General features: G+C 55.7%; 18 protein-coding genes. 8 read left to right on the forward strand and 10 right to left on the reverse strand.

The genetic code is table 11. From position 1 onward, the window contains the following. Window positions 1–2: 2 nt before the first annotated feature. The 6 genes from KTH_RS15800 to deoC form a co-directional block, all read right to left on the reverse strand. Window positions 3–1,313, reverse strand: coding sequence for a formimidoylglutamate deiminase (locus tag KTH_RS15800; RefSeq protein ID WP_111317654.1), 1,311 nt, complete (start codon window positions 1,311–1,313; stop codon window positions 3–5). Between the two features lie 44 nt (window positions 1,314–1,357). Continuing rightward, window positions 1,358–4,306, reverse strand: a complete 2,949-nt coding sequence (locus KTH_RS15805) for a CHAT domain-containing protein (RefSeq protein WP_137686083.1) — start codon at window positions 4,304–4,306, stop codon at window positions 1,358–1,360. Between the two features lie 5 nt (window positions 4,307–4,311). Beyond that, the gene (locus KTH_RS15810) at window positions 4,312–5,091 is read right to left on the reverse strand and encodes a zf-HC2 domain-containing protein (RefSeq protein WP_111317658.1); all 780 of its coding nucleotides are present in this window, start codon (window positions 5,089–5,091) and stop codon (window positions 4,312–4,314) included. A 169-nt stretch (window positions 5,092–5,260) separates the two neighbouring features. Further along, window positions 5,261–6,025 (reverse strand): RNA polymerase sigma factor, encoded by a 765-nt coding sequence (locus KTH_RS15815; RefSeq protein WP_111317661.1) that lies wholly within the window; start codon window positions 6,023–6,025, stop codon window positions 5,261–5,263. A 405-nt stretch (window positions 6,026–6,430) separates the two neighbouring features. Further along, complete coding sequence (locus KTH_RS15820) at window positions 6,431–8,815, reverse strand: aldehyde dehydrogenase family protein (protein ID WP_111317664.1); 2,385 nt, start codon at window positions 8,813–8,815, stop codon at window positions 6,431–6,433. A 14-nt stretch (window positions 8,816–8,829) separates the two neighbouring features. Then, window positions 8,830–9,813 (reverse strand): deoxyribose-phosphate aldolase, encoded by a 984-nt coding sequence (gene deoC / locus KTH_RS15825; RefSeq protein WP_111317667.1) that lies wholly within the window; start codon window positions 9,811–9,813, stop codon window positions 8,830–8,832. Between the two features lie 189 nt (window positions 9,814–10,002). Between deoC and KTH_RS15830 the strand changes: the two genes are divergently transcribed. Both KTH_RS15830 and KTH_RS15835 read left to right on the forward strand, forming a co-directional pair. Continuing rightward, complete coding sequence (locus tag KTH_RS15830; protein ID WP_111317670.1) at window positions 10,003–10,842, forward strand: LLM class flavin-dependent oxidoreductase; 840 nt, start codon at window positions 10,003–10,005, stop codon at window positions 10,840–10,842. Between the two features lie 136 nt (window positions 10,843–10,978). Continuing rightward, complete coding sequence (locus tag KTH_RS15835) at window positions 10,979–12,244, forward strand: hypothetical protein (protein WP_111317672.1); 1,266 nt, start codon at window positions 10,979–10,981, stop codon at window positions 12,242–12,244. Between the two features lie 89 nt (window positions 12,245–12,333). On the opposite strand, the gene KTH_RS15840 is transcribed toward KTH_RS15835, so the two are convergent. The 3 genes from KTH_RS15840 to KTH_RS15850 all read right to left on the reverse strand — a co-directional run bounded on the left by KTH_RS15840 (window position 12,334) and on the right by KTH_RS15850 (window position 15,968). Then, a complete protein-coding gene (locus KTH_RS15840; protein WP_170142257.1) occupies window positions 12,334–13,047 on the reverse strand; it encodes a DUF169 domain-containing protein in 714 nt (237 codons plus the stop codon). Window positions 13,048–13,090: 43 nt separating this feature from the next. Continuing rightward, a complete protein-coding gene (locus KTH_RS15845; protein ID WP_211325980.1) occupies window positions 13,091–13,897 on the reverse strand; it encodes a ribonuclease HI in 807 nt (268 codons plus the stop codon). A gap of 199 nt (window positions 13,898–14,096) precedes the next feature. After that, the gene (locus KTH_RS15850; RefSeq protein ID WP_111317678.1) at window positions 14,097–15,968 is read right to left on the reverse strand and encodes a transketolase; all 1,872 of its coding nucleotides are present in this window, start codon (window positions 15,966–15,968) and stop codon (window positions 14,097–14,099) included. Window positions 15,969–16,286: 318 nt separating this feature from the next. On the opposite strand from KTH_RS15850, the gene KTH_RS15855 reads away from it, so the two are divergent. Then, a complete protein-coding gene (locus tag KTH_RS15855) occupies window positions 16,287–16,766 on the forward strand; it encodes a DinB family protein (RefSeq protein WP_170142258.1) in 480 nt (159 codons plus the stop codon). 23 nt (window positions 16,767–16,789) lie between these two features. Here the strand turns inward: KTH_RS15855 and pyrH are convergent, their stop codons facing one another. Continuing rightward, entirely contained in the window at window positions 16,790–17,494 is a 705-nt protein-coding gene (gene pyrH, locus KTH_RS15860) for a UMP kinase (RefSeq protein ID WP_497619882.1), read from the reverse strand. Window positions 17,495–17,901: 407 nt separating this feature from the next. Here pyrH and KTH_RS15865 point away from each other — a divergent pair, with 407 nt between their 5' ends. From KTH_RS15865 to KTH_RS15885, 5 genes are all read left to right on the forward strand, one after another. Continuing rightward, the gene (locus tag KTH_RS15865; RefSeq protein ID WP_111317686.1) at window positions 17,902–18,861 is read left to right on the forward strand and encodes a TerC/Alx family metal homeostasis membrane protein; all 960 of its coding nucleotides are present in this window, start codon (window positions 17,902–17,904) and stop codon (window positions 18,859–18,861) included. A gap of 133 nt (window positions 18,862–18,994) precedes the next feature. Continuing rightward, a complete protein-coding gene (locus KTH_RS15870; protein ID WP_497619884.1) occupies window positions 18,995–21,412 on the forward strand; it encodes an Eco57I restriction-modification methylase domain-containing protein in 2,418 nt (805 codons plus the stop codon). 110 nt (window positions 21,413–21,522) lie between these two features. Next, the gene (locus tag KTH_RS15875) at window positions 21,523–23,946 is read left to right on the forward strand and encodes an Eco57I restriction-modification methylase domain-containing protein (protein WP_497619886.1); all 2,424 of its coding nucleotides are present in this window, start codon (window positions 21,523–21,525) and stop codon (window positions 23,944–23,946) included. 29 nt (window positions 23,947–23,975) lie between these two features. Continuing rightward, window positions 23,976–24,755: an SIR2 family NAD-dependent protein deacylase gene (locus KTH_RS15880; RefSeq protein ID WP_111317695.1), complete on the forward strand. Its 780-nt coding sequence runs from the start codon at window positions 23,976–23,978 to the stop codon at window positions 24,753–24,755. Window positions 24,756–24,771: 16 nt separating this feature from the next. After that, on the forward strand, window positions 24,772–25,521 hold the full coding sequence (locus KTH_RS15885; RefSeq protein WP_111317697.1) for an alpha/beta hydrolase family protein: 750 nt from the start codon (window positions 24,772–24,774) through the stop codon (window positions 25,519–25,521). The last annotated feature ends 34 nt before the right edge of the window (window positions 25,522–25,555 follow it).

Consider the following 25,555-nt stretch of genomic DNA (forward strand, 5'->3'; position numbering starts at 1 on the left):
CTCTATCTCCGCTCGTAGACCTTCTGCCCCTGCACCCATGTCTGGACGATTGCCTCGGAAGAGGAGCCGAAAAAGAGCGTGTCAAGGAAATCCTGTTGCGTCCAGCCCACAAGCGACGGGTGTTCGAGGTCGACAACCACAAAATCGGCCAGCAGGTCAGGGGCAATGCTACCCGTTGCCAGCTTGAGCGCCACCGCGCCGCGTCGTGTGCCATAGTCCAGCAACAGGGGCCCTGGCGCTTCCAGTTCTCCCGCGACCAGTACCCGCCGTCGCTGATAGCGCATGCGCGCCGTATATTCTGCCCAACGCAGTTCCTCAATCGGATCAAGGCGCGTATTGCTATCCGAGCCAATGGACAGCGGGATATCGGCGGCCCGTAGCTCGGCATAGGGTGCGATACCATCCCCAAGATCTCCCTCGGTTGTCGGACAGACGCACACAGTGCAGCCATGAAGCGCCAGCAGCTCTATCTCTCTGGCGTTGGCATGGGTCGCATGCACAATCGTGGTTAGCGGGAACAACGCTCCGTAGCGCTCTAGCAACTCAATCGGGGAACATCCATGTGCAAGTCTGCACTGTTCGATCTCGGCTACCTGCTCGTCAGCATGAACGTGCAATGGAAGCTGATAGGTACGACAATAACGCGCGATCTCATGAAACCAGTTTCCCGGCACCGCGCGTACCGAATGAGGAGCCAGACCGATCAAAACGCCCTCCGAGCGCAACGCCTCCACACGGGCAAGATAGGCATCCACCGAGCGATCACAGAAGCGTCTCTGCCCCTCTTCCACTGGCTGGTTAAAGCCGCCGCGAGCGTAGGCCGTCATCAGCAGCACCACGCGCAAACCGGCCTCTTTCCCGGCTCGAAGCACTGCCTCAGCCATCGCGTTTGGCTGCTCATAGGGCGTCCCATCGGGCTGATGGTGAACATAATGGAACTCGCCCACACTGGTATAGCCATTTGCCAGCATTTCCCGATACGTCCGCAGCGCCAGCTCATAGAGCTGTTCGGGAGTCATGTGTTGCGCCTCTTCATACATGGCACGCCGCCACGTCCAGAAGGTATCCTGCTGCGAAAGCGGGCGATGCGTATGACCACGCAGGTTCCGCTGAAATACATGGCTGTGGACGTTCACAAAGCCGGGGAGCAGCGCCTTGCCGGGCAGACGAACCGCCGAGGGGGCCTGTAGCTCTTCATCGGTCAGGGTATTCTCGACTACCGCCGCAATATATCCCTCATCGTTGACCGCGACCACCCTGTTCGCTTGAAGCCCTTCAGTTGTATACACATAGTCGGGAACAAGATACTTCATCGTATTTCCTCACCTCATGATATGGTTCCTCGTCATTGTACCACTCATGCAAGCAGAGGACCGGGATCACCAATCAGTTGAAACGCGCCCCAGAAATAGGGGTGCAGACGATAGGGATGCAGTGAAGCCCGCGCCCGCAACAAAAACGCTCGCTGCGCCTGTGCCAGCGCTCCCGCCTTCGTCGCCCCTTGCAACAGCTGGCGATAGAACATCTCCATCAACTCGGCGCTACTGGCATCGTCTACCTTCCAGAGTGTCGGCAAGAGCGAAGCCGCTCCTGCATACAGGAAGCCGCGCCCCAGGCCAATCACCTCATCAATGCCACCAATACTCGCCCGTCCGGTCTCACACGCGCTTAACGTCAGGAGCGAACAGAGCGACAGGTCCAGGTTAAAGGCCTCGAACGTGTTCAATTGGCGATCCGCCAGACTGATAAAGGAGAAATCGGGCGCGTCAAGCCGAAAGAGCCCATGCGCCGCGATATGAACCACCGGGCTATAGCTGCTTCGAGCCTGAAGCAGGCTAACCGTGGCCTCCTGATCGAGTACACAGGGAGCGTTCAGGCATCGGGCCACGACGCTTGCTTCCTCCCGCACAAAGGGCAACTGATCCGAGACCCCAAGCACCAGCGAATGCTGGATATTCTGTGGCGTAGCAGCGCTGCGGGCCCCACGCTGCAAGCAGATATCCAGCAACGTGAGCGAGGGAAGATAGGAGATCTGCACGCGCTCGACCAGAAAGCGTGTGCCGTCAAACAGACAATGAAAGGGGAGATAGTGCAGCATTCCATAGGGCACAACAATCAAATGGTCAACGCGCTGCATATCCACCACGACCGGACGAATGAGCAGCGCGTGCAGACGTTTCAGCAGGCCGAGCCCGTTTTCCTGCAATGAGGCGAACTCGCGCTCACGCTCCGGTAAGGTCGCAGCCTGGGCAGCAAGGTCAAGATTGGCCCGCCAGAGGGTCAGCAGACGCTCGAGCTGGGGACGCGCTCCCGAAACGCGCTCAACCTCGATACCGTTACATGTCAGTTGAAAGATGAGAAGATCCTGCTCGGTCAGATAATATTCCAGAAGCAGCGTCCCTGAGGGCAGACAGGCCCAGTTCTCAAAGACAACCAGATCGTTTGTCAGCGCGGGCGTCTGCAGCAACTTGTGAGCGGATGAAAGCCGAATCTGCTCAAGGAGCCGCTCTATTTGCCGCTCTCGTTCGCGCATCTCCTCGCGTGCACGGACAGGACCAATCGTCCGAATGCGCATCAGTGCCGTATCGCTCAGATTCGCTTCGTTAACGGTCTCATACACAATGGAGCTATACCATGCCTGTTCCTCACGCAGGCGGGCAAGCTCTTCCAGCAGCTCATCACTGACCTGTTCATCGGCGCGTAAACGGATGTCGATATTGTTGCGCACATAATCACCCAGAACGCTGGACTTGGCCTTCTCCACATAGATAAAAGCCTGTTCCAGATAGCCGCGCTGCAAGGCCAGCTCGACCGCCTGCTGATAGATTGCGCCCTTGTCTTCGAGAAAGCTGGAACGCTCATCGAGAATGAGGCGGCTCTGAATCTCGTCGATGCCTTTGATTGCCAGATCGTAGAAGATTCCCGCCTCCTCGTCCTTCCCGGCACTGGCCGCAAGCTTGCCAAGCAGCGCATGGCAGCGATACCGGACCTCGAAAAGTTCCTGTTTCTCAGCCAGATCCAGCGCATGCAGGCAGAGTACACGCGCCGCCTCCGCTTCGCCCCGCACGTCTGCAATATGGGCCTCAAGGAGCATCGCCTGCGCCAGAAGCGGCACATCCTCCTGTTCAGCGAAGGCATCAGCGGCATAGCGCACCTCGCGCTTGCTCTCCTCAAACTCCCCGATTGAGAAAGCCAGTTCAGCGCGATAGAAACGAGCCTGCGCTGCAAGTCGGGTCAGGCCACGATTCAAGAGCAACGTGCTTGCCTCCTGAAGCTGAAGTGCCGCCTCCTCAAAAAGATGCTCATGAATGGCCGCCCGCGCCTGATACATCAGCGCCCGCGCAAGGCTATCATCCTGTCCCTCCTGCGTCCGAAGCATCGCAACCGCATCAGAGGCCATTTCATACGCCTCTTCGGTGCGGTTCAGTCGCAGCAGGCAGAGGCACATCTGCAACAACACTTCCGCCTCCGCGAACGTCATCTGATGCTCACGGAAGAGCGGTAAACAGCGATTATAGAGCATCAATGCCTGACTGTAGCGCCCCTGAGCGGTATAAATATCAGCGATGTTCAGGTATTGCCGCGCCAGAGAGATCTCTTCTCGAGTGCCATATTGCTTAAAGGTCTCACAGGCCTCTTGATGCAACTCGACCGCCTTATGAAAGCGCCCAAGCGCCGCGAGCGCCATCGCTTTATTTGCCAGCGCCCGAGCAATCAGGCGGTCAACATTCACCCCATGCAGCATATACGCTTCAATCGCGCGATCGTAGTACCGCAGTGCCTGCTCATACTGGCCGAGCTCAAAGTGAATAATGGCGGTATTCACATCAAGCTGACCGACGCGGATCAGATTGTTTGTCTGAAGAAAGATCTCACGCGCCGCCGCTGCGTCTCGGAGCGCCTCCGACATGCGATTGAGCCGCATACATGAACTGATCCGCCCGAGCCGGGAACGCGCCCAGCCGACCAGATCATGCAACGCGAGAAACTCTTCGCCAGCGGCATCAAAGAAAGGCAGCGCCTCTTCATGCCGCTCCATGCCACGCAGGGCATCGCCTCGCGTCATCAGCCCGAGCGCGTAAAAGGAGCCATTGCCACTCAGTTCACCGATCAACAGCACATAGCCAGAGAGCACAAAAGAGAGACTGACATTTTCCAGCCAGTAGCGGTCAGCGGCCATCTTGAGCGCGTTTACCAGTTGTTCCAGCGCATCCAGACTCATACGCGGCACAAGCTGCTGTAACAGGTGTCGTCCCTGATCCTCCCTGCATTTCAGCAGCAAGGCCGCAATTTCCCGTGGCGTCAATGACACTACCCGTTGAGAGGAATCTGCTCGACGACAATGGTGCCATCCGGAAAATGCACTTCCAGCGTATAAAGCGCGGGAGGCAATTCAGGGAAGATCACATTGCCCAGATCGTCAATTCGTTGCGTGTAGAGCGCCTCTGTTTCGTCGGAGAGCAGGGCAACAGGAATACCCTGCAAGGCTCCTAACGCCGCATCCTTGCGGGTAATCAGTCCGACCAACGTCTGACGCCCTCCCGTTTCGCGTTCAAGCTGAAGCGAGATCTGAATAGCCCCTGCCTGATAGCGCCGCGGCCACTCGCTCGTCTGTACCGAAGCCTGACGAAGCGCATAGCCGCCATTGGCAGGCTGTGGCAGCAGGGTCGCAAGAATACGGCGCGTCCCTTCTTGCAGATCATGCAGGATATGGGAGAGCTGCACCCCGACCTTTTGCGCTTCGGGCAGGGGCTGATGAACCGCGAACAAGGGATCATTCGCGATCAGCGCCGTAAGCGCAGCGGCCTCTTGTGTACAGCGGGCACAGATGCGCAGATGCTCACGCAAGGCTGCTTCCTGCGTGCTATCCAGCAAGCCCATTTGATACTCGCCCAGAAGCAGACTCGGCGGACAATTCCAGCGGTAGAGCTTCTGCTGTAGCTTGGCATCCAGAAATTGGTATCCATTCACCAGGGCCGCACATGCCGAACAACGGGCAAGATGGCGCACCACGGCAGGACGAACCTGCTCACCGGAGAGGTAGGCTATCAACTCCTCGTCACGAATAGCACCAGGTTCCTGACACTCCATGCACATGTTCTCGAAATGCGTATTCCTTTCCACAGATTTTCAAGTCGGCAAGCTCGATCGTACTGGAACAGAAGCTCATACCAGTTCAAAATACAAGAACGTTCTTTTCTCCGATCACCTTAATAAACGAGTTCCTTCGCCTCTTTTGTGTTTCAGGCGAGCGTAAAAATCAGAAATGCTGGCTACGCAATAAAGCGAGTAGACGGCGATTTCGACGCAGGCGCTCAAGCACATTGCGCTTCACGCGATACACATCATCAACGGTCGGGAACAGGTGTCGATGCTGCGCGCTGATCTCACCCGGCTTCAGCCCCTGCACATAGACCAGATGGAGTAACAGTTGTTCCTCTTCACCATTGACCTCCGCCTGCACAATCTGCCAGAGATTGTGGGCCGAAAGTTGCGAAATCACATCCTCAGCCGGATCGCTGGCTGCCGGCTCCTGCTCGATTGATTCAAGGGTCTCTTCCAGTTGCCGCGCCTGACGCAGTCTCAGTTCGTCGGCCACCACGCTATGCACACACAATTTCAGATATTTCAATAGAGCAGCCAGGGAAGCAAACTTCTGCATTTTCTCCGCGGTAAGCGCCTGAGCGAATTTCGCAAAAGCCGCGTTCACAAGTGCAGCGTTCCCTTCCGAACCAAACAGCGCCGCGACGCTCTGATGCTGTGACACCCACGTCAGAACCAGAGGTGCATACTGCTGATAAATACTGCTCCATGCCGCCTCATCTCGTTGCACAATGGCACGCCGGAACAGCTCTAAACAAAAGCGGTCATTTGAATCCCTTTGCCGTAAAAACTTGTTGGTCTCTTCCGCGCAACAGTGGGCCAAATCCTTAACCGATAATTGCTGCGGATTTCGGGCATCGTTACCCCGATCTCTCATACCAGACTGCGCATCTGAGGAATGAGAGAGGTTCAGAGACTCCATGCGCACAAGCTCCTGCTTCCAGAACTAGATAGCTCAACAGTTTGTTTCGCAGCAACCACTCAAGACTGCTGCAAGCCTTCCTCCCCTGCCTGGTTTGGAGGTGAGATACGATTGCAGGCTTCATTTCTGGTATGGATCGTTAAAGCCCACACCGGGTACAAACAGACACTACGAACGGCGTTCAAAGAGAGTTCATTGTTGGCAGTTTGTGTTTATTATCGCATGTTTCAACTCTCCACCGCTAGTCTGCTCACCCTGAAAAACAACACCGCTTCTTTCCTGTCTGTTCGCTTCTCTGCGCCTCTACCGCTGTTTTACCCGGTTCCCTGACACAAGAAAATCCGCAGAATCGGGGATACTCAAAAAGAGGAGGGGCCAGAGGATCGCTCTGGCCCACAAAGAGGATTATTCGCCGTAGGGTATCCAGATATTTTTCACCTGAACGGCCTCACGCAGGAACTCCTGCCCTTCACCCTGATCGGGGAGCAGCCAGTTGCGAGAGCGCCCGTAATTGACCCAGGTACGTTTCATATTACCCGCCGATGCGGCCTCAACCATGCGCGATCCTTCGGCAGTCCCGAAATACCACATGGAGTCCACGCTGTCATGCTCGGCAAGCACCTTCGCCAGCGCCTCGCGGTCGCCTGTCACAATATTGATGACGCCGCCCGGCACATCAGAGGTATCGAAGACCTGATAGCAGTCAGTCGCGCTCAACGGGGCCTGTGGCGAAGGAAGCGCGATCACCGTATTGCCCATCGCAATCGCAGGCGCGACCAGCGAGATAAAGCCAAGCAGCGGATACTCATCGGGACAGGCAAGCCCGATCACGCCCACCGGCTCGTGCATTGCCAGCGCCACACCACGCAGCGGCGGGCGATGGATCGAGCCCTCGAACTTATCGGCCCATGCAGCATAGCTGAACAAGCGCGCGATCGACGCCTGCACCTCGTTAGCAGCTTCCCCGACACCAGAACCGGTCTGCTGCACGATCCGTGAAACGAACTCCTGCTCACGGCTGGCGAGGTTCTCGGCAATATAGTAAAGAATCTGCGCGCGATTATGCGCCGTATTGCTCCCCCACGAAGCCGCTGCACGGGCTGCCTCAACCGCGTTTCGGATATCTTTACGGTTGCCCTCGCCAACCTCGCCCAGCAAGCGCCCCGAAGGCCCATAGACCGGACGGCTGTAGCCCGAATCCGGGCGAGCCTGTTTGCCGCCAATATAGAGCTTGGGAGTGCGATCAATGGCAGGAAGCGAGCTCTCGACGGTCTCGGGCGTTTCCTCCTGTGCTACCTTGCGTGCCGGCTTTGGCGCTGCCCCCTCGTGCTTCGGCCTGACATACTCGTAGAGCCCCTCTTTACCGCCCTCGCGTCCATAACCACTTTCGCGATAGCCACCGAAGCCACTCGATGCATCAAAGACATTGGTTGTGTTCACCCAGATGGTGCCCGCCTTGATCTTCGACGCCACATCAAGCGCAAGGTTGATATTATCGCTCCAGATGCTTGCGGCCAGCCCGTAGCGCGTATTATTCGCCAGCGCTACCGCCTCAGATGGATGGCGGAAGGTCATCGCAACCAATACCGGGCCAAAGATCTCCACCTGAGCGATGGTCGAGGCCGGAGAGACATTGGTGAAGAGCGTTGGCGGGAAGAAATAGCCGTCGGTCGGGCAGGACCATGACGGCTGCCATATCTCGGCACCCTCCGCAACACCCTGATCGACCAGTTTTTGAATATCACGCAACTGCGACTGCGACACGATCGCGCCAATATCGATAGCCTTATCAAGCGGGTTGCCGACGCGCAGGTGCTCCATGCGAATGCGCAGCTTCTCAAGCAAGCGATCGGCGATGTTCTCCTGTACCAGCAGGCGCGAACCGGCACAACAGACCTGCCCCTGATTGAACCAGATCGCGTCTACAACTCCCTCGACAACGCTATCAAGGTCGGCATCATCGAACACGATAAAGGGCGACTTGCCCCCCAGTTCCAGAGAGAGCTTTTTCCCGGAACCGGCTGTTGCCCGTCGAATCGAGCGACCCACTTCCGTTGAGCCTGTAAAGGCGATCTTATCCACGTCGGGATGGTTGACCAGCGCCTCGCCAACCTGTCCGGCCTCACCGGTGACAATGTTCACCACACCAGGTGGTAGGCCAATTTCCTGCACAATCTCGGCAAATTTGAGCGCGGTCAGTGAGGTATAACGCGCGGGCTTCAGTACGACGGTGTTGCCCATTGCCAACGCCGGAGCAATCTTCCAGGCAAGCATCAAGAGCGGAAAGTTCCAGGGAATGATCTGACCAATCACGCCCACCGGCTCGTAACCCGGCAGTTCCGAGGCCATCAGTTGCGCCCATCCGGCATGGTAATAGAAGTGACGCGCCACCAGCGGGATATCAATATCTCGGGTCTCGCGAATGGGCTTCCCATTATCCAGCGTTTCCAGCACGGAAAAGAAGCGAGCATGCTTCTGAATCTGACGAGCAATCGCATAGAGATAACGCGCCCGCACATGTCCCGCCAGCTTGCTCCAAGATTTGAACGCCTTGCGAGCCGCCGCGACAGCCTTATCGACATCAGCGGATGTGGCCGCCGCAACCTGTGCCAGAGGCTTCCCGGTCGCGGGATCAAGGCTTTCAAGATAGCGCTCCTCGCCTGGCTTGACCCATTGATTATTGATAAATAGGTCAAACTGAGCGTGCTTTTCAAGCCAGTTCCGCACAATCGAGGCATCTTCTGGAGCCGGGCCATATTCCATCGTCTCAAAAATCTCCATAATGTTCATCTGCACTTCTCTCCCTACGCCAGCGGATTATGGTACTCTGCTGCATAACGGCCTGTCACAAAGTGGGAAAGCTGACGCTCGATATCGGCGAGCAGGCCACTTGCACCGAACCGGAACAGTGTATTGTTCAGCCAGTCGTTCCCCAGTTCTTCTTTTATCAAAATCAACCAATCAAGCGATTGCTTGGCAGTGCGAATACCACCGGCGGGCTTAAAACCAACCCTGTAGCCGGTCCGATCAAAATACTCGCGAATCATGCGCGTCATCACCAGCCCGACCGGAAGTGTTGCGTTCACCGGCTCTTTTCCAGTCGAAGTCTTGATAAAGTCGGCTCCGGCCATCATACAGACAAGGCTTGCCATCGCCACATTGCGCAGCGTCGCCAGCTCATGCGTTGCCAGAATCGTCTTTAAGTGCGCCTCTCCACACGTCTCGCGGTACGCCTTCACCTCGTCATAGAGTGCCTGCCAGTTACCGGTGAGGACATGCGGGCGCGAGATCACAATATCGATTTCCTTCGCCCCGGCCTGCACCGACGCCTCAATTTCGCGCAATTTGAGCTCAAAGGGGGTCTGTCCGGCAGGAAACCCGGTTGAGACTGCCGCTACCGGAATATCTGTTCCCTGCAATGCCTCGACGGCCACAGGCACAAGGTTGTGATAAACACAGACCGCGCCCACGTGCAGTTCATTGAAGCCGAGCGCGTCCAGTATTTCCTGACGCACCGGCTGCCGGGCTTTGGCACATAGGCGACGCACGTTGCCAGGCGTGTCATCACCCATAAGCGTGGTCAAGTCGATACAGGTGATGGCTCGCAGCAGCCACGCCGCCTGCCACTCCTTCTTGACCGTGCGCCTGGTTGGCAAGGTCGCCGCCCGACGCTCCACGGCGCTCCGATTGACATGGACACGATGTATCCAATCCAGATCAAGCGGCATCCCCGGATTTCGAGCCGGAACAACGGATGCCTGTTGTGCATGTTGTTGCGTAGTCGTCATAAAAACAAAATCCTTCCCCGCCAGTCGATAACAGGTTTCATTGATTTGTCTTTATTATATCGCTTGCTGTCCTCCCCTTCCCGCCTCCATGCCTGCCTCTTGCAAGCAGGCGAGCCTTGACAGCGCGAAAAATGATCCGATACTATAAGAATGACATGTCAATAGCATAGAAAAGAGGATCGATGCCGCATGCATTTTGCGATTAATCTTCCTAATTTTGCTCAATTCAGCGACACGCGAGCGCTGGCCGAGCTGGCCCGTGAAGCTGAGGCCGCCGGCTGGGACGGCTTCTTTCTCTGGGATCATATCCTGTATTTCCCGGCCGGGTTGGAGCCTCCGGTACCGATGGCGGATCCCTGGATTGCGCTGACCGCTGTTGCCCTGAACACCAGCCGCATCAAATTCGGGCCGATGGTTACACCGTTGCCCCGTCGTCGACCGTGGAAAGTGGCTCGCGAGGCGCTCACGCTCGATCATCTCTCGCAGGGTCGCCTGATTCTAGGGGTAGGTCTGGGCAGCGATCGCAACCGGGAATTCGAGGGCTTTGGTGAGGAGGCCGACCCGAAGACACAGGGCGCGATGCTGGATGAGGGCCTTGCCATTCTGAACGGGCTATGGAGCGGCGAACCGTTCAGCTTTGAGGGTACACACTACCATATTCGCGATATCCAATTTGCGCCGCGTCCACTGCAACAGCCACGCATCCCGATCTGGCTTGCTGGCTTCTGGCCACATCCCAGGCCCTTTCGTCGGGCCGCCGCCTGGGATGGCGTCACCCCCCTCTCACGCGAGCGCACGCTAACCCCCGAGGATATTCATGAGATTATCACATTCATGCAGCGGCATCGTCAGCATACAGCCCCCTTCGATGTGATGGCCTCGCTCTACATCGGGCGCGATGAGCGCACCCCCGAAATTATTGCAGCCTACGAAGCCGCAGGCACAACCTGGCTGCAAAGCTGCTTTACCTGGAACCATTCGCTTGAAGAGGTTCGAGCGCATATCCGCCGGGGCCCTTGCTCCGCCTGAGCAGCGCTTTCCGGGTAAGTCTCCGCGCTTACCCGGGCCTTCACTTCCATAGATAGAAATAGCTACTCTATAGAAATAGACAATTTGGTACATCCTGGCACATTTTCGTATACTGTGAAGCAGGAGCTTATTGGATGTGGAGGTTGTGGTTGTGGCGGATTCCTCACTTTTATGTCTCGTGTCGTTGCATGGAGTCGGTTTTGAGCAGACACCCGGTGAACAAATTCCCGGCTATGCGGATTACCTGCATCGACATCTCAGTAAATTTCTCGACTCCTCCGTTTTGAGTAATGATCCATTTCGGCTACGTAGCGAACATGGCGAAAATGGCCCCATCTATGTTCATAGTTGCTGGCCCGCCTATAGCAAGCAGCGCGAATTAGGCCTGGCGCGACTTGGAAGCTGGCGCGACATCGATGGACGACGCAAGATCGATATTTCAGGCGCGCCCCTCACTCAGGGACGAGAACGAATCTCGCATGTTGCTCTGATCTATGCCGACCAGGAAGAGCAGAAAACGACGCTGAGCATGATGTTCCTGATGATGCTGCTCTCGCAGTGCAGGGTGCACCGGTATAGCTCTATTTTCGGCCTCTTCGGGTTGCTCCGCCAGTTTATCGGTGGGGTACTCGACCAGCCCATTGGCGAGGTTCGGCACCCCGCCGCAAGCCTTTCCGTGCGCAAAGATAGTGCCAGAATTCAGGAGTGGTGGCAGTGGCTTCCCGGACATCTCTACCGGCGCCGCGGCACTTTTGCCATCGCGATGCAGCTCCTCAGCGATATGGCAGGCTACCTGCTGCATAACGAGCAGCGCGAACAACTGCGCAATTTCGTGATGGATGCCCTGCTTCGGCTGGCAGCGCGTGACGATGTCGAGGGGATTATTCTGAACGCGCACAGCACCGGCACGCTGATCGCCTATGATGTCTTCCGACAGCTTCCAACACCCGCACGCCGCAAGATCAAAGCGATCATTACAGCCGGGAGCCCGCTGAGAAAATATGTCACGCTCTTCGGGTGGGGACGCAAGATCGAAAGCGAGATCGCGCTTCCCCCGTGGTACAACTTCTGGGATAAACGCGACCCGATGGCAGACCCCCTTTCCGCACCGCTGAACTGGAAACGAGGTCGCCCAATCCGCACCAGCGAGTCGCTCTTTCAGCGCATCAACCCGATCAAAGGGAGTACAACGGAGGTCGCAGTGATAGATAAGGAGGTCGATAACATCCGAAACAGCTACGGACGCGGCCTGCAACCCCACAACTACTGGGATAATCAGACCGAGTTCGTGCAGGCTCTGGTCCATATTCTCTGGCAATCAGCCGTAGTGAAGACGCTGCTCTTCAGTCCACCCGCCTCAAACAGCGGGGTCGCCCTTTACGAACAAACGAGCAGCATGTAAACCAACACCAGCCCCCTATCTCCAGGGTGAGACGGGCTTCGCGCTGTCTGACAGACGAAGCTCATCTCACCACCACCCCGTTTTAGATGTTAGATAGACGCAAACTTCGCCTTCTGGCCCTGATGGAACGGCGCAAGCGCTTCATTAGCCTGAACAATAGTTGTCAGGCGCTCAACCAGTTCGGGAAAGCGTGTGGCGGGAAGCGTCATCACAACCTCACCGGGTGTCAGTTCGATATAAGTGCGAGCACCCACACAGCCAAAGCTCATCGAGGGCTCTCCTGTCTGAATCGTACGCGGGATGACACCACAGGTCGGACGTCCAAAAGCAACCTGTCCCCCCTGCAACCAGTTTACCTGACCAAGCGCCTCGGCAATCAGCATCGCCTGCTGTGTGTCCAGAATGCAGAGGACCACATCCGGATCGACTTCATCGGGAAAGCGATCAAGACGACCATACACGATGCTGTTGTGAGGCTTCTTCACGGTGGGCAGGGCGCTGACCTCATCAGGAGAGAAATACTGAACGCTCGCCATTGTCTGCACCAGAGATTGCGCCCGCTCCTGCGCCTCCTGCGGCATCGTAAAGCCCATTGTCATCATACCGATGGGGCATTCCTGATGATCCTCTGCCGAGGCGAAGAACACACCCTTTTCGGCCAGCACCCAGAAAGTACAGGCAGAGGGGACCTTGCGATCTATATGCCCCACGGAGGCCGGAACCTCCTCAACAAATGCCAGACCAACCGGCACATGTCGAGCATGAAGAGCGTCTACAAACTGTTGTGCAAGCTGCTTATCCACGATGCAAACTCCTTTTTTCTATCCGATATCTGCTGCTCGATTGTTATTGAATACTGGCCCAGTACTTCTTCAGGAGAACGTACAGCCAATTTTTCTGCTTCTCGGAAAGCACAAAGCGGTCCTTCCGCATCCGTTTTGCCATATCCGCGATAAATTGACGTTCCCGCGCGGAAATACGTGTCGGATCTTGCGCCTCAAAATAGGCATGCAAGCGCTGTACCTGTTTGCGTAATGTGGCCAGTTCAGTCGTTGAAAGTCCATTTCGCGCCTCCGGGGTCTGGGAGGTCCGCCAGCGTTCAAATGCCGCACGGTTGCCTTGAAAAGCCCCCAGTCCCGCCAGTTCGTCGGCGCGTTCGTTCTGTTTCTGTCCGATATGGCCGCGCACCCAGACAAACACGGGCGGCTTTTGCCGATAGGAGGCCAGCTTGCGATAGATGGCCCAGAGATCGGGATTTGCCTTCATTTGATAGATGCCACTCGCCACCTTAATAGTGTACTCGCTATCGCTATAGATTGTTAAGGGGAGTTGTGGCGGAGCCAGTGCCAGCACAGCCAGCACGGCGGCAATTTCCGCACGATTATTGGTCGTCGTCCGGGAGCACGGCACGTGCCCGTAACATTCCAGACAGGACGCGTTCGGTCTGAGAACGCCCTCAGAGGTCATATCATGCCTGGCCCAGAGCAGCGCCGCCCAGCCAGCCGGGCCCCCGGGATTCTTGATACAGGCGCCATCGGTAAAGGCCACAACCCCATCTTTTCCCAGAGCAGGCAATGCAGCACGTAGATCGACATGAACCGTTTCCTGCTTAACAGAGTCCCATTCAAGGCTCTCCTCGACATCGGTGCTCACAAAAACAATTCCAACCTTTCCGCCAGATTTTCAGCAAACCTCTCTATTGTAATACTTTCTGGAGCAGAAAAAGCGGAAAAGCCAGCCAACTGGTTCCCTGAACTCCTACTTTCTGATCACTAATAAAAAAACTGTGGCACGGAACAACAGTCCGCGCCACAGTGGGAAGAAAAGAACAGGCACACGATATCCGGAACGATTAGAGCCGGTTGAGCATTGCTTTGACCGCCAGCACGATATGATGCGCACTGATACCGGCATCTTCGATCAGTTCAGCCGGTGTACCGGAACCGGGCATTGAATGTACAGCCAGCTTGGCAATCTGTGGGAACTGCCCCACGCTCTGGGTAAAAACCTCGGTCACCGCGTCACCAAGACCACCCTCAGGCCAGTGATCCTCAACCGTGATAATCTTGCCGACCGCCTGTGAGGCCGCCAGAACGGTTTCGTTATCAATCGGCTTAACCGAGTAGGCATCGATGACACGAATGGTGATGCCCTCACTACGTAGCTGATCATACGCCTGAAGCGCCTCATGCACCGTAATGCCGGCTGCAATCACCGCGACCTGATCGGCATCCGACTCACGTAACACCTTACTGCCACCAACGCTGAAGGTCTCATCGGGTGCATAGATCGTCGGGAGCGCAGCCCGGGTCGTGCGCATATAGACGACGCCGTCATGCTTTGTCATTTCCGCGGCCAGTTGTGCCGTCTGATTCGGGTCACAGGGATACAGCACCGTGCTGCCGAAGACGGCGCGCATCATTGCCAGATCTTCCAGTGCCATCTGAGATGGGCCATCTTCACCGATCGAGACACCGGCATGCGAGCCACACAGGCGGATATTCGCCCGGGAGATCGCCGCCATACGGATGAAGTCATAGGCCCGCGTGAGGAAGGCCGCGAAGGTCGAAGCAAAGGGGATATAGCCGCGCACACTCAGGCCAACCGCCGCCGCGATCATCTGCTGCTCAGCAATGTACTGCTCAAAGTAGCGGTTCGGGAAGGCCTTCGCGAACTCCTCGGCATAGGTTGAATTGCTGACTTCACCATCAAGGGCCACAAGCTGCGGTACAGCCTCTCCAAGCGCCTTCAAGGCATCGCCATACGCCTTACGGGTCGCAACCTTATCCTTGTTCACCTCATAGGTAGGCAGCTCAATCGGTTGGCCCTCCGGGAGTCTGACCGGCTGCTTGTCTTCCGGCTTCTGCACCGTATACACCTTGCTGCGTGACGAAGTTGCCAGTTCTTCCAGCGCCTTCTCTTCCTTGTCGCTGCTCAACGCCTTTCCGTGCCAGCCGCCAACATCCTCAAGGAAGGAGACACCTTTCCCCTTGACCGTACGCGCAATGATCAAGGTCGGGACATTCGTCACCTGCACCGCTTCGGCATACGCACGGTTAATTTCCTCGTAGTTATGCCCATCAATCACAATGGTATGCCAGCCGAAGGCCTTCGCACGGGCTTCATAGGCACTTGTATCCCACTGCAACATAGTCGGGCCACGTTGACCCAGACGGTTACAGTCAAGAATCGCGATCATGTTATCGAGTTTGTAGAAGGACGCGTGCTCAAAAGCCTCCCAGATCGAGCCCTCAGCCGTTTCACTGTCGCCGAGCAACACCCAGACCTTATAGGGCAGTTTATCGAGATATTTGCCCGCCAGCGCGATACCAACCCCGATCGGCAGCCCCTGACCAAGCGAGCCTGTCGCAACATCAACCCAGGGCAGAACAGGAGTCGGGTGACCTTCAAGGCGACTCCCGAACTTACGCAACGTCATCAGTTCGTCGTCGGTAATCGCCCCAGCCGCCTTATACATCGAGTACAGCAGCGGCGAAGCATGCCCCTTAGAAAAGATGAGGTGGTCATTGTTCGGGTGCTTCGGATTGTCGAAATCATAATGCAGGTAATCCGTCATCAGCACTGCCATCAAATCCGCCGCGGACATCGAAGACGTGGGATGTCCGGATCCCGCCGCGGTCGTGCAGCGAATGCTATCAATCCGCAACTGTTGTGCAAGATTCGTCCATTGCTGAACTTTCTCAGATGTTTGAGCCGTTGTCATACTTACTCCTCATCTTTTTGATTCTCAATGGTGACTTTTTCAGCCGCCACAACCATACATCAGGTGAAAATAGACCCGTGCCGTTTCGCCCGCCTGAGAGCTTATTCAAACAGAGAAAAACAGGCATCTCTCTTCAGTATAGGTCAAAACACAATTTTTCACCATGCAAAAACGCTGCTCTCAGGCAACCTCTCTACTAAGGCACGATACACGGCCACAAAAAGCGACACATCAACGGCTTGACTTTTGGCTTGAACATCTGTACCATATCAGTACTCTAAAGCGCTTCATTCTCCCATAGAACAGGAGTCACTTCCATTGAATACGCTTTCCGAAACGCTCGCTATCCTGAAAGCAAACAGGCAACAACATCAGGCGATGAAAGCACATCTCACCCCTGCGGACTGGCAAAAGCCAATCTCCCCTGAAGGCTGGTCGGGAAAAGATTACCTGGCCCACATTGCCCATTGGGACGGCCTCGCGCTTCAGTGCATTCACGCCCGACTGGCAGAAGCGCCCGCTCCGGTGTTTCCCTTTATCGCCTCCGATGAGCAAAACGAGCGCTGGCGTATCGAAGATAGCTCAAAACCACTGGATACAGTTCACGCCTGGCTTGGTGGCACCTTCGACACCTATCAGCGCGTGCTCACAGAGCATGATGAGGAAGCACTTCAGCAACAGCTCGGTATGCCCTGGAATGCCAGCGCGCAACATACGATTATCTGGCTGATCGAGCATATGGCCAAACACGAAAAAGAGCATCTCAGCTACATTGAAAGCTTCTTCCCGGCAGAATAAAAATCACCGGCGAGTACTGTTTTTCAGGAAATAACGGTGCCAGTAAAGGGCTCGTTATCCAGCGCCTTCTCAACATTGGCAAGCTGGAGTCCATTGAGGTAAATCACTCTAAGGGAGAGTTCAGAGGCTAACTTTGAAGCAATGGGATCGAAGGGAGCATTCGCGCCTGGTTCCCAGGTATCACCGACAATCGCTCGATAATCAGCCCAGGAAATGCGCTCAATTGGCTTTGCATCTGACTCTGTATGAGGATCTTTATCATAAATAAAGTCCGTATTGCTCATCTTGACGATCGTCTTGATATGATAGTCCTGCGCGAGCACAGCCGCCACATAATCGGTTGACCAGCCGGGCCGCCAGCCTGCCGCGATCACCACCGGCTTCTCTGGCTTGTGGATATAGCTATAATCTTTGATGATCGCCGGATGTGCGATATCACGAAAAATAGTGCGAAAAAGGTGCGCGTTCAGGCGCGTCGCATGGACCCCGAGCCAGTCGAGGTCATCAGAGGCCAGTTCATGCCCGGTAATCTCCGCCCCGGCATCGCGATAATGGCGTGCCAGCCGACCGCCACCTACAAACAAAAAGAAACGCCTTCCTCGCTCGGTCACCTGCCGACGAATGAAGGCGTTGAACTCTTTCAGGAATGGAACATTGATGCCGCCATCAGGGACGATCAATGAGCCACCCAACTTGATCACATGCGCTTCTAGTCGATTCTGCGTCATTCTCTCTCTATTCCTCATTCATGCAGTCGGGTATTTCTCTTGTTCGGGTGATTATAACATATCTCATCGCGAAAAGAAGCAAATTCGTGACACAGAAAGGGTCCATTTGATCCGGAAGAGATTTCTCCGTTTATACTGTAAAGGGCCATTCTTTGATGGTCCAGCGAGTGTATGAAAAAGCTCACTCGTACCACTACCGGGTGGGGAGTAGCTGACCCTTTGCCGCAAAGGGGTGAACTGGTCGTCAGGACAGAGAAGCGTTTCTCTCGGCCATTCACTGATGCGAGAACCGTGCATTAGCAGCAAGACCACCACGACACTGGATACCTCCATGCCGTGATGGTTTTTGCTCAATGAAGGGCCTCACGGTGGGGATGGAATGGAAAGGAGTTTGCGTGTTCTCGCAAATGACCTGGATCTGGATTGGATTCCACATCTTTGTACTGATTATGCTTGCCCTTGACCTAGGAGTCTTTCAGCGGAAATCGCACGCTGTCTCGGTCAAAGAGGGCCTTATCTGGAGTGGCGTATGGATAGCGCTTGCACTCCTGTTTAACCTGGGCCTGTACTTCTGGCGCGGGAGCGAAGCAGCCATCCAGTTCTTTACTGGCTACCTGATCGAAAAATCACTGAGCGTGGACAATATCTTTGTCTTTGTGCTCATCTTTAGCGCATTTCAGGTTCCAGCCAGGTATCAGCATAAAGTGCTTTTCTGGGGCGTTCTGGGTGCGCTTGTTATGCGCGGCATCCTGATCGGCGTCGGAACAGCGCTCTTGCACCAGTTCCACTGGATCATCTACATCTTTGGTGCGTTCCTGATCTTTACCGGGATCAGAATGGCGCTCCAACGGGAGGAAGACAACGTTCACCCGGAGAAAAACCCGATTCTGAAACTGGTACGCAAGATCTTCCCTGTCACCGAAAACTACGTAGAAGGGAAGTTCATTGTCAAGCAAAGCGGGAAATGGCTGATTACACCGCTGCTCCTGGTACTGGTCTTCGTCGAGACAACGGATCTGATCTTTGCCGTTGACTCGATTCCGGCGATCTTTGCCGTCACCTTAGACCCCTTTATCGTCTACACCTCGAACATCTTCGCCATTCTTGGTCTGCGTTCCCTGTACTTTGTCCTGGCTGGCGTGGTCGATAAGTTCCATTACCTTAAACTCGGCCTCTCGGTCATTCTGGTGTACGTTGGACTGAAGATGGTGTTGATCGATATATTCCACATACCAACGCTCCTTTCGCTCGGCGTCATCGCGTTGATTCTCTGTGGCGCAATCGTGGCCTCACTGATTCGCGACAAACGCTTGCAGCAGAAACAGCAAGATAAGCATGAGGAAGAGAAGGTTGAGGTAAAGAGCTAAGGACAACAAGGAGGTCACAGAGCGCTTCTGTGGCCTCTCTTTCGTATTCAATCGCTGCATCATGTATACTATGAAGAGATACCAGAAAGAACAGGGACGCATTCGACGCTCCCGAGAGCAGGCGTGAAATTGCATGCAGCACAAACGAACAGTGATACAGGTGGCGCATCAGCTTCCGAGCGAGCACGATACACAATATAACGAAAAGCAGAAAGAAAAGGTTGCTCGCCGTTTCTATGCCCTCTTTCAACACGAATATCGAGCCTTGCGTTCACAGGTCACAGGGGGAGCCTCCCCTGAAGAAGAGGAGCGCTTCACGATACGCCTCACGCTGCGCCTGCTCTTCCTTGCTTTCTTGCAACACAACGGCTGGCTCCAGCCAGATTTGACCGCCGGTCACACACCCGCTCATGTCGAATGTCTGCTTGCTCGCCTCTCGCCGGGACTCCTCGAACCGCAGTCTCTCCGCCGGCATCCGCACGTTCCGGATGTCGCAATTGAGCGCCTGTTTGCCTTTCTCAGTTGCTATCAATGGAAGCTTTATGAGCAGGTTCAAGGAAGCGAGCAGGTCCTGACGCCCGAGATCATCGGCTACATCTTTGAGAAAACCAGCCGGCAGAAACACACCGGGACCTACTATACGGGTGCGGACATCACACACTATATCAGCAGCAATACCATCGTGCCCTATCTGCTGGAACAGCTTCAGCGCCAGTATCCGGCGACGCTACACGAAATACGGCGACTGCTTCGCTGCCAGCCCAATCGGTATATTCAACCGGCCGTACAGTATGAAGACCTGTTGCCCACTGAAACCCCAGATGAGTTCGAGCGCCGCCGGAGTCGCTATCAGGCGCTGTTGCACATGCTGGAAACAGAGGCCATTACCGAGATCCACCAGGGCATTACACACCGGCTCAATCTTCAGCGCCTGGCACAGGATGTCATCGCAACCACACATGATATCACATGCGTCCATATATGCTACGCGATCCTGCGCAGCATGACGATTCTTGATCCCACCTGTGGCTCGGGCGCGTTTCTGCTCGCGGCGCTGCATATCCTTCAACCGCTCTATCGCTGTTGCCTGCATCGGTTGATGGAGCAGCCCGAAGACATCTCGCTCCCTGAACCGGACACCATTGAGGTCTTTATCCTCAAGGAGATCCTGCAAAACAACCTGTATGGCGTCGATCTGATGCCCGAGGCAGTCGAGATCTGCAAGCAGCGGCTCTTTCTTTGCCTGCTTGCCGCCTATCCGCATCCGAGCGAGCCGGGCCCGCTTCAGTGGCATATTCGTACCGGAAATGCTCTGGTTGGCTACCTGCACGCCAGCCGGACCGATACAGCGGTGCTTGACCATGCTCTCGCCAGGGCATATGGGCTTGCCACCGACAACCCGCAGGACTTTGAACACTGGAAAGAGACACATAGCCCGTTCCACTGGGCCGCTGAATTCCCCACGGTTATGCAGCGCGGCGGCTTTGATGTGTTGATCGGTAACCCGCCCTACGTTGAGTATAGCCAGATTCGTGAGCGCTATAGCCTGCTTGAAGGCGCGGGCGAACAATGTGGTAACCTCTATGCCGCCGTCCTTGAGCGGGCGCTTCAGCTCAGCCGTCAACAGGTCAGTTATCTGGGCTTCCTCGTCCCATTGAGCATCTGTGGAAGCCAACGCTTCCAACGCCTGCGCACCCTGATTCGACAGCAGACCGCCCGTCACTGGTTCGCCAACTTTGAAATCTTTCCCTGTCGCCTCTTTCAGGAAGCCTATCAGCGGCTCTCGTTCTTTCTGGCACAACACGGCAGCGCGGCTAGCCCCCAGACCTATGTGACCAAGATCCTCCGCTGGTATGCCGCCGAAAGGCCCCACCTGCTGGATCTCCTGCACTATACAGCGGTCAGCACCCCCTTGCTCAACGACAGCGTACCCAAACTGGCCGCGCCACAGCATCAGCGTATCCTGCAAAAGCTGTTGCAAGAGACAGAGACACAACCGCTTGATCTCTCTCTCGTGCCCGGGCCAACACCACACTTCATCTACTACCAGGAAGCTACCAACTACTGGACAAAAGCCGTCCGGCATATTCCGTACTATAAGAAAAATGGTGCCCTGATGGAGCCACCACATGGGCGCTTTCTCTATTTTGCTGAGGAAGCAAGCGCATGGGCAATCATGGCCCTGCTGAACAGCGCACTCTTTTATCTCTGGTTCGCCACCTTCTCGGATGGCTTTCACCTCTCCCACTATCTGGTACAGCGCTTTCCTCTCCATCGCTCCCTGCTTCAACAGCCCGAGCTTCTACGGCTGGCACAACAGCTTGAACAGGAGCTGATGCAGCACGCCCGGATCAGCACACGCAACACCCATGAGAACGCTCAGCATACAAACAAAGGACTCTCAATCGAGCTGGCCGAGTATCGCCCCGCCTGTTGCAGGCCGCTCCTCGAGCGCATAGATAACGTTCTGGCCGAGACCTACCAGCTCGACAGCGAAGAGCTGGCTTTTGTCCTCGGCTATGACCAGAAATATCGAATGGGCCGCGGGTAAACACATCTTTACAAAAGCCCACCTGAACGCTTATGATGAACACGTGCAATACCGCTACATACTGCCATAAGAGTAGCAATCAACCAGGACACATGGAGGCAGAAAAGAGCGTGGGGGAATCCGTAACACCCGAGCGCATTACCGGCCAGTTTTATCGGCGCTTTCGGAAAGAACGAGAAAAGTTTATTGCCAGCATTCAGGGCATTGATGACGCTCAGGAGCGCGAGCGCTATGGCATGCTGATGCTCAATCGCCTGCTCTTTACCTATTTTCTGCAACAGAAGGGCTTTCTCAATGGCGACCCATACTATCTCACGCATCAGCTTCAGCAGGCCCGTATACTCGGAGAAGACCGCTTTTACCGGCTTTTTTTGTTGCCCCTTTTTCATATGGGCTTTGGCACACCCGCCCACCGAAGGGCAACCCCTCTCGGCACAATCCCCTACCTGGGCGCGACGCTCTTTGCACCACATCCTGAAGAGCTACGCCCGGGCGTGCATATTGCGGACGATAGCTTCTCGTCTCTGTTCACCTTCTTCGATACCTATCACTGGCGGCTCGATGAGGCGCCACCCGGCAGCGAACAGGAACTCAGCCCCACAGTACTCGGCTATATTTTTGAACAGCAGATCAATCAGCAGCAGATGGGAGCCTACTACACCCGCGCCGATGTTACCGACTATATCGCCAGGTATACCCTCATCCCGGCCCTGTTTGAGCGCCTTACCAGCGCCGTTCCTACAGCATGTGACCCATTCTGGCAACTGACCCAGCGCTTTCCTCACCGCTATATCTATGCCACGCTGCTACGTGCAGAGCGGCTTCCGGGCGAAACCGAGGCCGAGCAACGAGAGCGGCAGCGGCGTGCCACAGATCTACTCAACGCGCTCCGTGACGGGCTGGTCAACACTATTGATGACTTTGTCACCTGCAATCTGGATATTGAGCGCTTCGCCCGGGATGTTATCATACAGGCACCGCGCCCTCTGGTAGAGGGCATCTATCAAGAGCTGTGCTCGATGACGGTCCTTGATCCTACCTGTGGATCCGGGGCTTTTCTGCTGGCTGCACTGCGCGTGCTTGCCCCGCTCTATCGCGCCTGCTTGTACCGGCTTCAGGGGCAACAGCCCGACGAATATAACATACTCAAAGAGATCATCACCCGTAACCTCTACGGCGTCGATATGATGCCCGAAGCCATCGAGATTTGTCGGCTGCATCTCTATCTCAAGCTCCTGGCCCATGTCAGGCGCGTCGAAGACATCGAGCCCCTGCCAGAGATTGCGCAGCATATGCATGTTGGCAATGCACTTGTCGGCTATACCTGGAACGATGCACTCGACGACACAGCCAGCCCTGATCTGCAACTGGCCCGAGAATATGGTATCGACCCGCATGATTGGCCGCGCTTTGTTGCCTGGAAAGCAAGCCATCAGCCGTTTCATTGGGCCCACGTCTTCCCCGAAGTGGCCGCGCAAGGAGGCTTCACCGCGATCATCGGGAATCCGCCCTATGTCGAATATGAGCAGAAGAAGTTTCCCTATCAGCTTCGAGGCTATCAGACGCTCACCTGTGCCAATTTATATCCCTGTATCAGCGAGCGGAGCGCCCGGCTCCTGGCGCCCTATGGACGGTGCGGCATGATTTTGCCTCTGGCAGCCTTCGCGACCCGCAACATGACCCCTTTCCTTGAGGGCTTCAAGCGCTGGTTCCCCGTAAGCTGGCTCTCGTTCTACCATTTCCGCCCCTCGATGCTCTTTTCGGGCGGCAAAATCGCCAGTATTCCCACCGCGATCTATCTGGCCCGCGTCAGAGGTACCGAGACCCGCTACAGCACCCGGCTGATGAAGTGGACCACCGAACAGCGCCCCTATCTCTTCACCCTGCTTCACTATTGCCGCATTACCGCCAGCGAAGATCCCGAGAACCGCCACTACTATCCAAAATTCGGCCATGCATGCGAAAATACCATCATGGAAAAAATCTTGCAACAGCGGAAAATAGAGCACTATATCAAGAGACGATCAAGGCAAACGAGAGAGAATAGTATGTACTACCGTTCAGCAGGAGGACTGTACTGGAAGGTTTTTGTGAATTTTCCCTGGCCATATCATACCACCTCCAATAAACAGTGTGACTTTCTTCCAGAGTATGACCGTAATATCTTTGTCGCGCTGTTCAACAGCTCGCTTTTCTGGTGGTACTATACTGTGACATTCGATACGTTTAACCTCAAAGACTATATGCTTTTTGGCTTTCGTTTTACCTACCCGGATAATGAGGGGATGCTTCAAGAGCTGCGCCAGCTCTGTGCCGAACTGATGGAGAACTACCAGGACCATGCACGCCATCTCAGGCGCGGCACAACTGGCAGCTATACAATCTATGCACGCAAGGCCAAAGCAATCATTGACCGGATTGATGCCGTGCTGGCGCGGCACTACGGCTTCAATGATGAGGAATTGACCTTCCTGCGCAACTATGATATCCGTTATCGTATGAGAAGCGAATCAATCAGCTCAGACCCGAGCTAGAACCCCTCAGACGACAGGAAACAGAAGGAATGGAGCACATCATCACAACCGCCTCAACCTATGAGGAACAACTTGCGGACGCCGTTGAGTTGCTTCAGGCATCGCAGAAGATAACCGTGCTCACCGGAGCCGGGATCAGCACCGAGTCGGGGATCCCCGATTTCCGCAGCCCCGGCTCTCCCTGGCAAAAACAACCACCCGTCACCTTTCACGCGTTTCTCAATCAGGCAGAAGCTCGCCGCCGCTATTGGGAGACCCGACGCACTTTGCTGCCTGCCGTAAAACAGGCTCGTCCGAACGCGGCACATCGAGCGCTGGCAGAACTGGAACGACAGGGACGACTTCTGGGATTGATTACCCAGAATTTTGACGGGCTACATCAGGACGCAGGCAATTCACCTGAGCGCATCGTGGAGCTGCACGGAACCTCCCGCGAGGCCACCTGCATCATCTGCGATACGCGCACCTCGATTGAGGATGTACAGCGCCGCGTCGACGCTGGAGAAGCAGAGCCGCGCTGCTCATTGTGCGGGGGCTATCTCAAGGCCGCAACCATCCTCTTCGGGCAACGTATCCCGGATGACGTGCTGACACGGGCAAAAGAGCTCTCAATCCGTTGTGATCTCTTTCTGGTCGTTGGCTCCTCGCTGAAGGTAACACCAGCCTCACACCTGCCACGCCTTGCCCTTCAGGCGCATATCCCCTTAATTATTATCAATGTAGAACCCACTCGTCTGGATCAGCAGGCAGATGTTACGCTTCATGAGAAAGCAGGAACAGTGCTTCCCCGGTTGATAGCACTGCTCTAGCACAAAGAGGAGTACAATGAGAACAATAGCCTACGGAACAGAGCCACAACAATTCGGAGAACTCGCGCTGCCAGCAACGCCCGGACCTTATCCGGTCGCGATCCTGCTTCATGGTGGCTTCTGGCGCAACACCTACGGCCTCGATCTGATGCGAGAACTGGCAAATGACCTGACGCGACACGGCTTCGCAAGCTGGAATATTGAATACCGCCGTGTTGGTGATCCGGGAGGCGGCTGGCCGGGCACCTTTGAAGACATCGCGCGGGCCACCGATTTCTTACAACACATCGCGCTCGAATATGCCCTTGACACGCAACGTATCTACGCAATCGGGCATTCGGCGGGCGGCCATCTGGCGCTCTGGCTGGCCGCCCGGCCCAAGCTTAACCGGGAACAAACGCTTCGCCTGAAAGGAGTTGTCAGTCAGGCCGGAGCCGCCGATCTGGAAGAGGTTTGGCGGTTGCACCTCAGCAATGATGCAGTCGTCAGCTTGCTTGGAGGCAGTCCCGAAGAGGTCCCTGAGCGCTATGCGTTTGCTTCTCCCGCCAACCTGTTGCCGCTTGGCGTCCCGACCGTCCTGCTTCATGGGCTCGAAGATATTGATGTGCCTCCCGAGATCAGCCGGAGGTACTATGAGAAAGCCCGAATCGCAGGGGATAATGCGCTCCTGATCGAGCTTCCCGGCGTTGAGCATCTCGCGCTGATCGACACTCGCTCTGATGCCTGGCAAAAAACGGTAAGTGAGCTGCTCAAGCTCCTGCCCTGAAAAAGGGCGCGGGCAGCTCTCATGTTGCCCGCGC

It is taken from the genome of Thermosporothrix sp. COM3, from assembly GCF_059696735.1.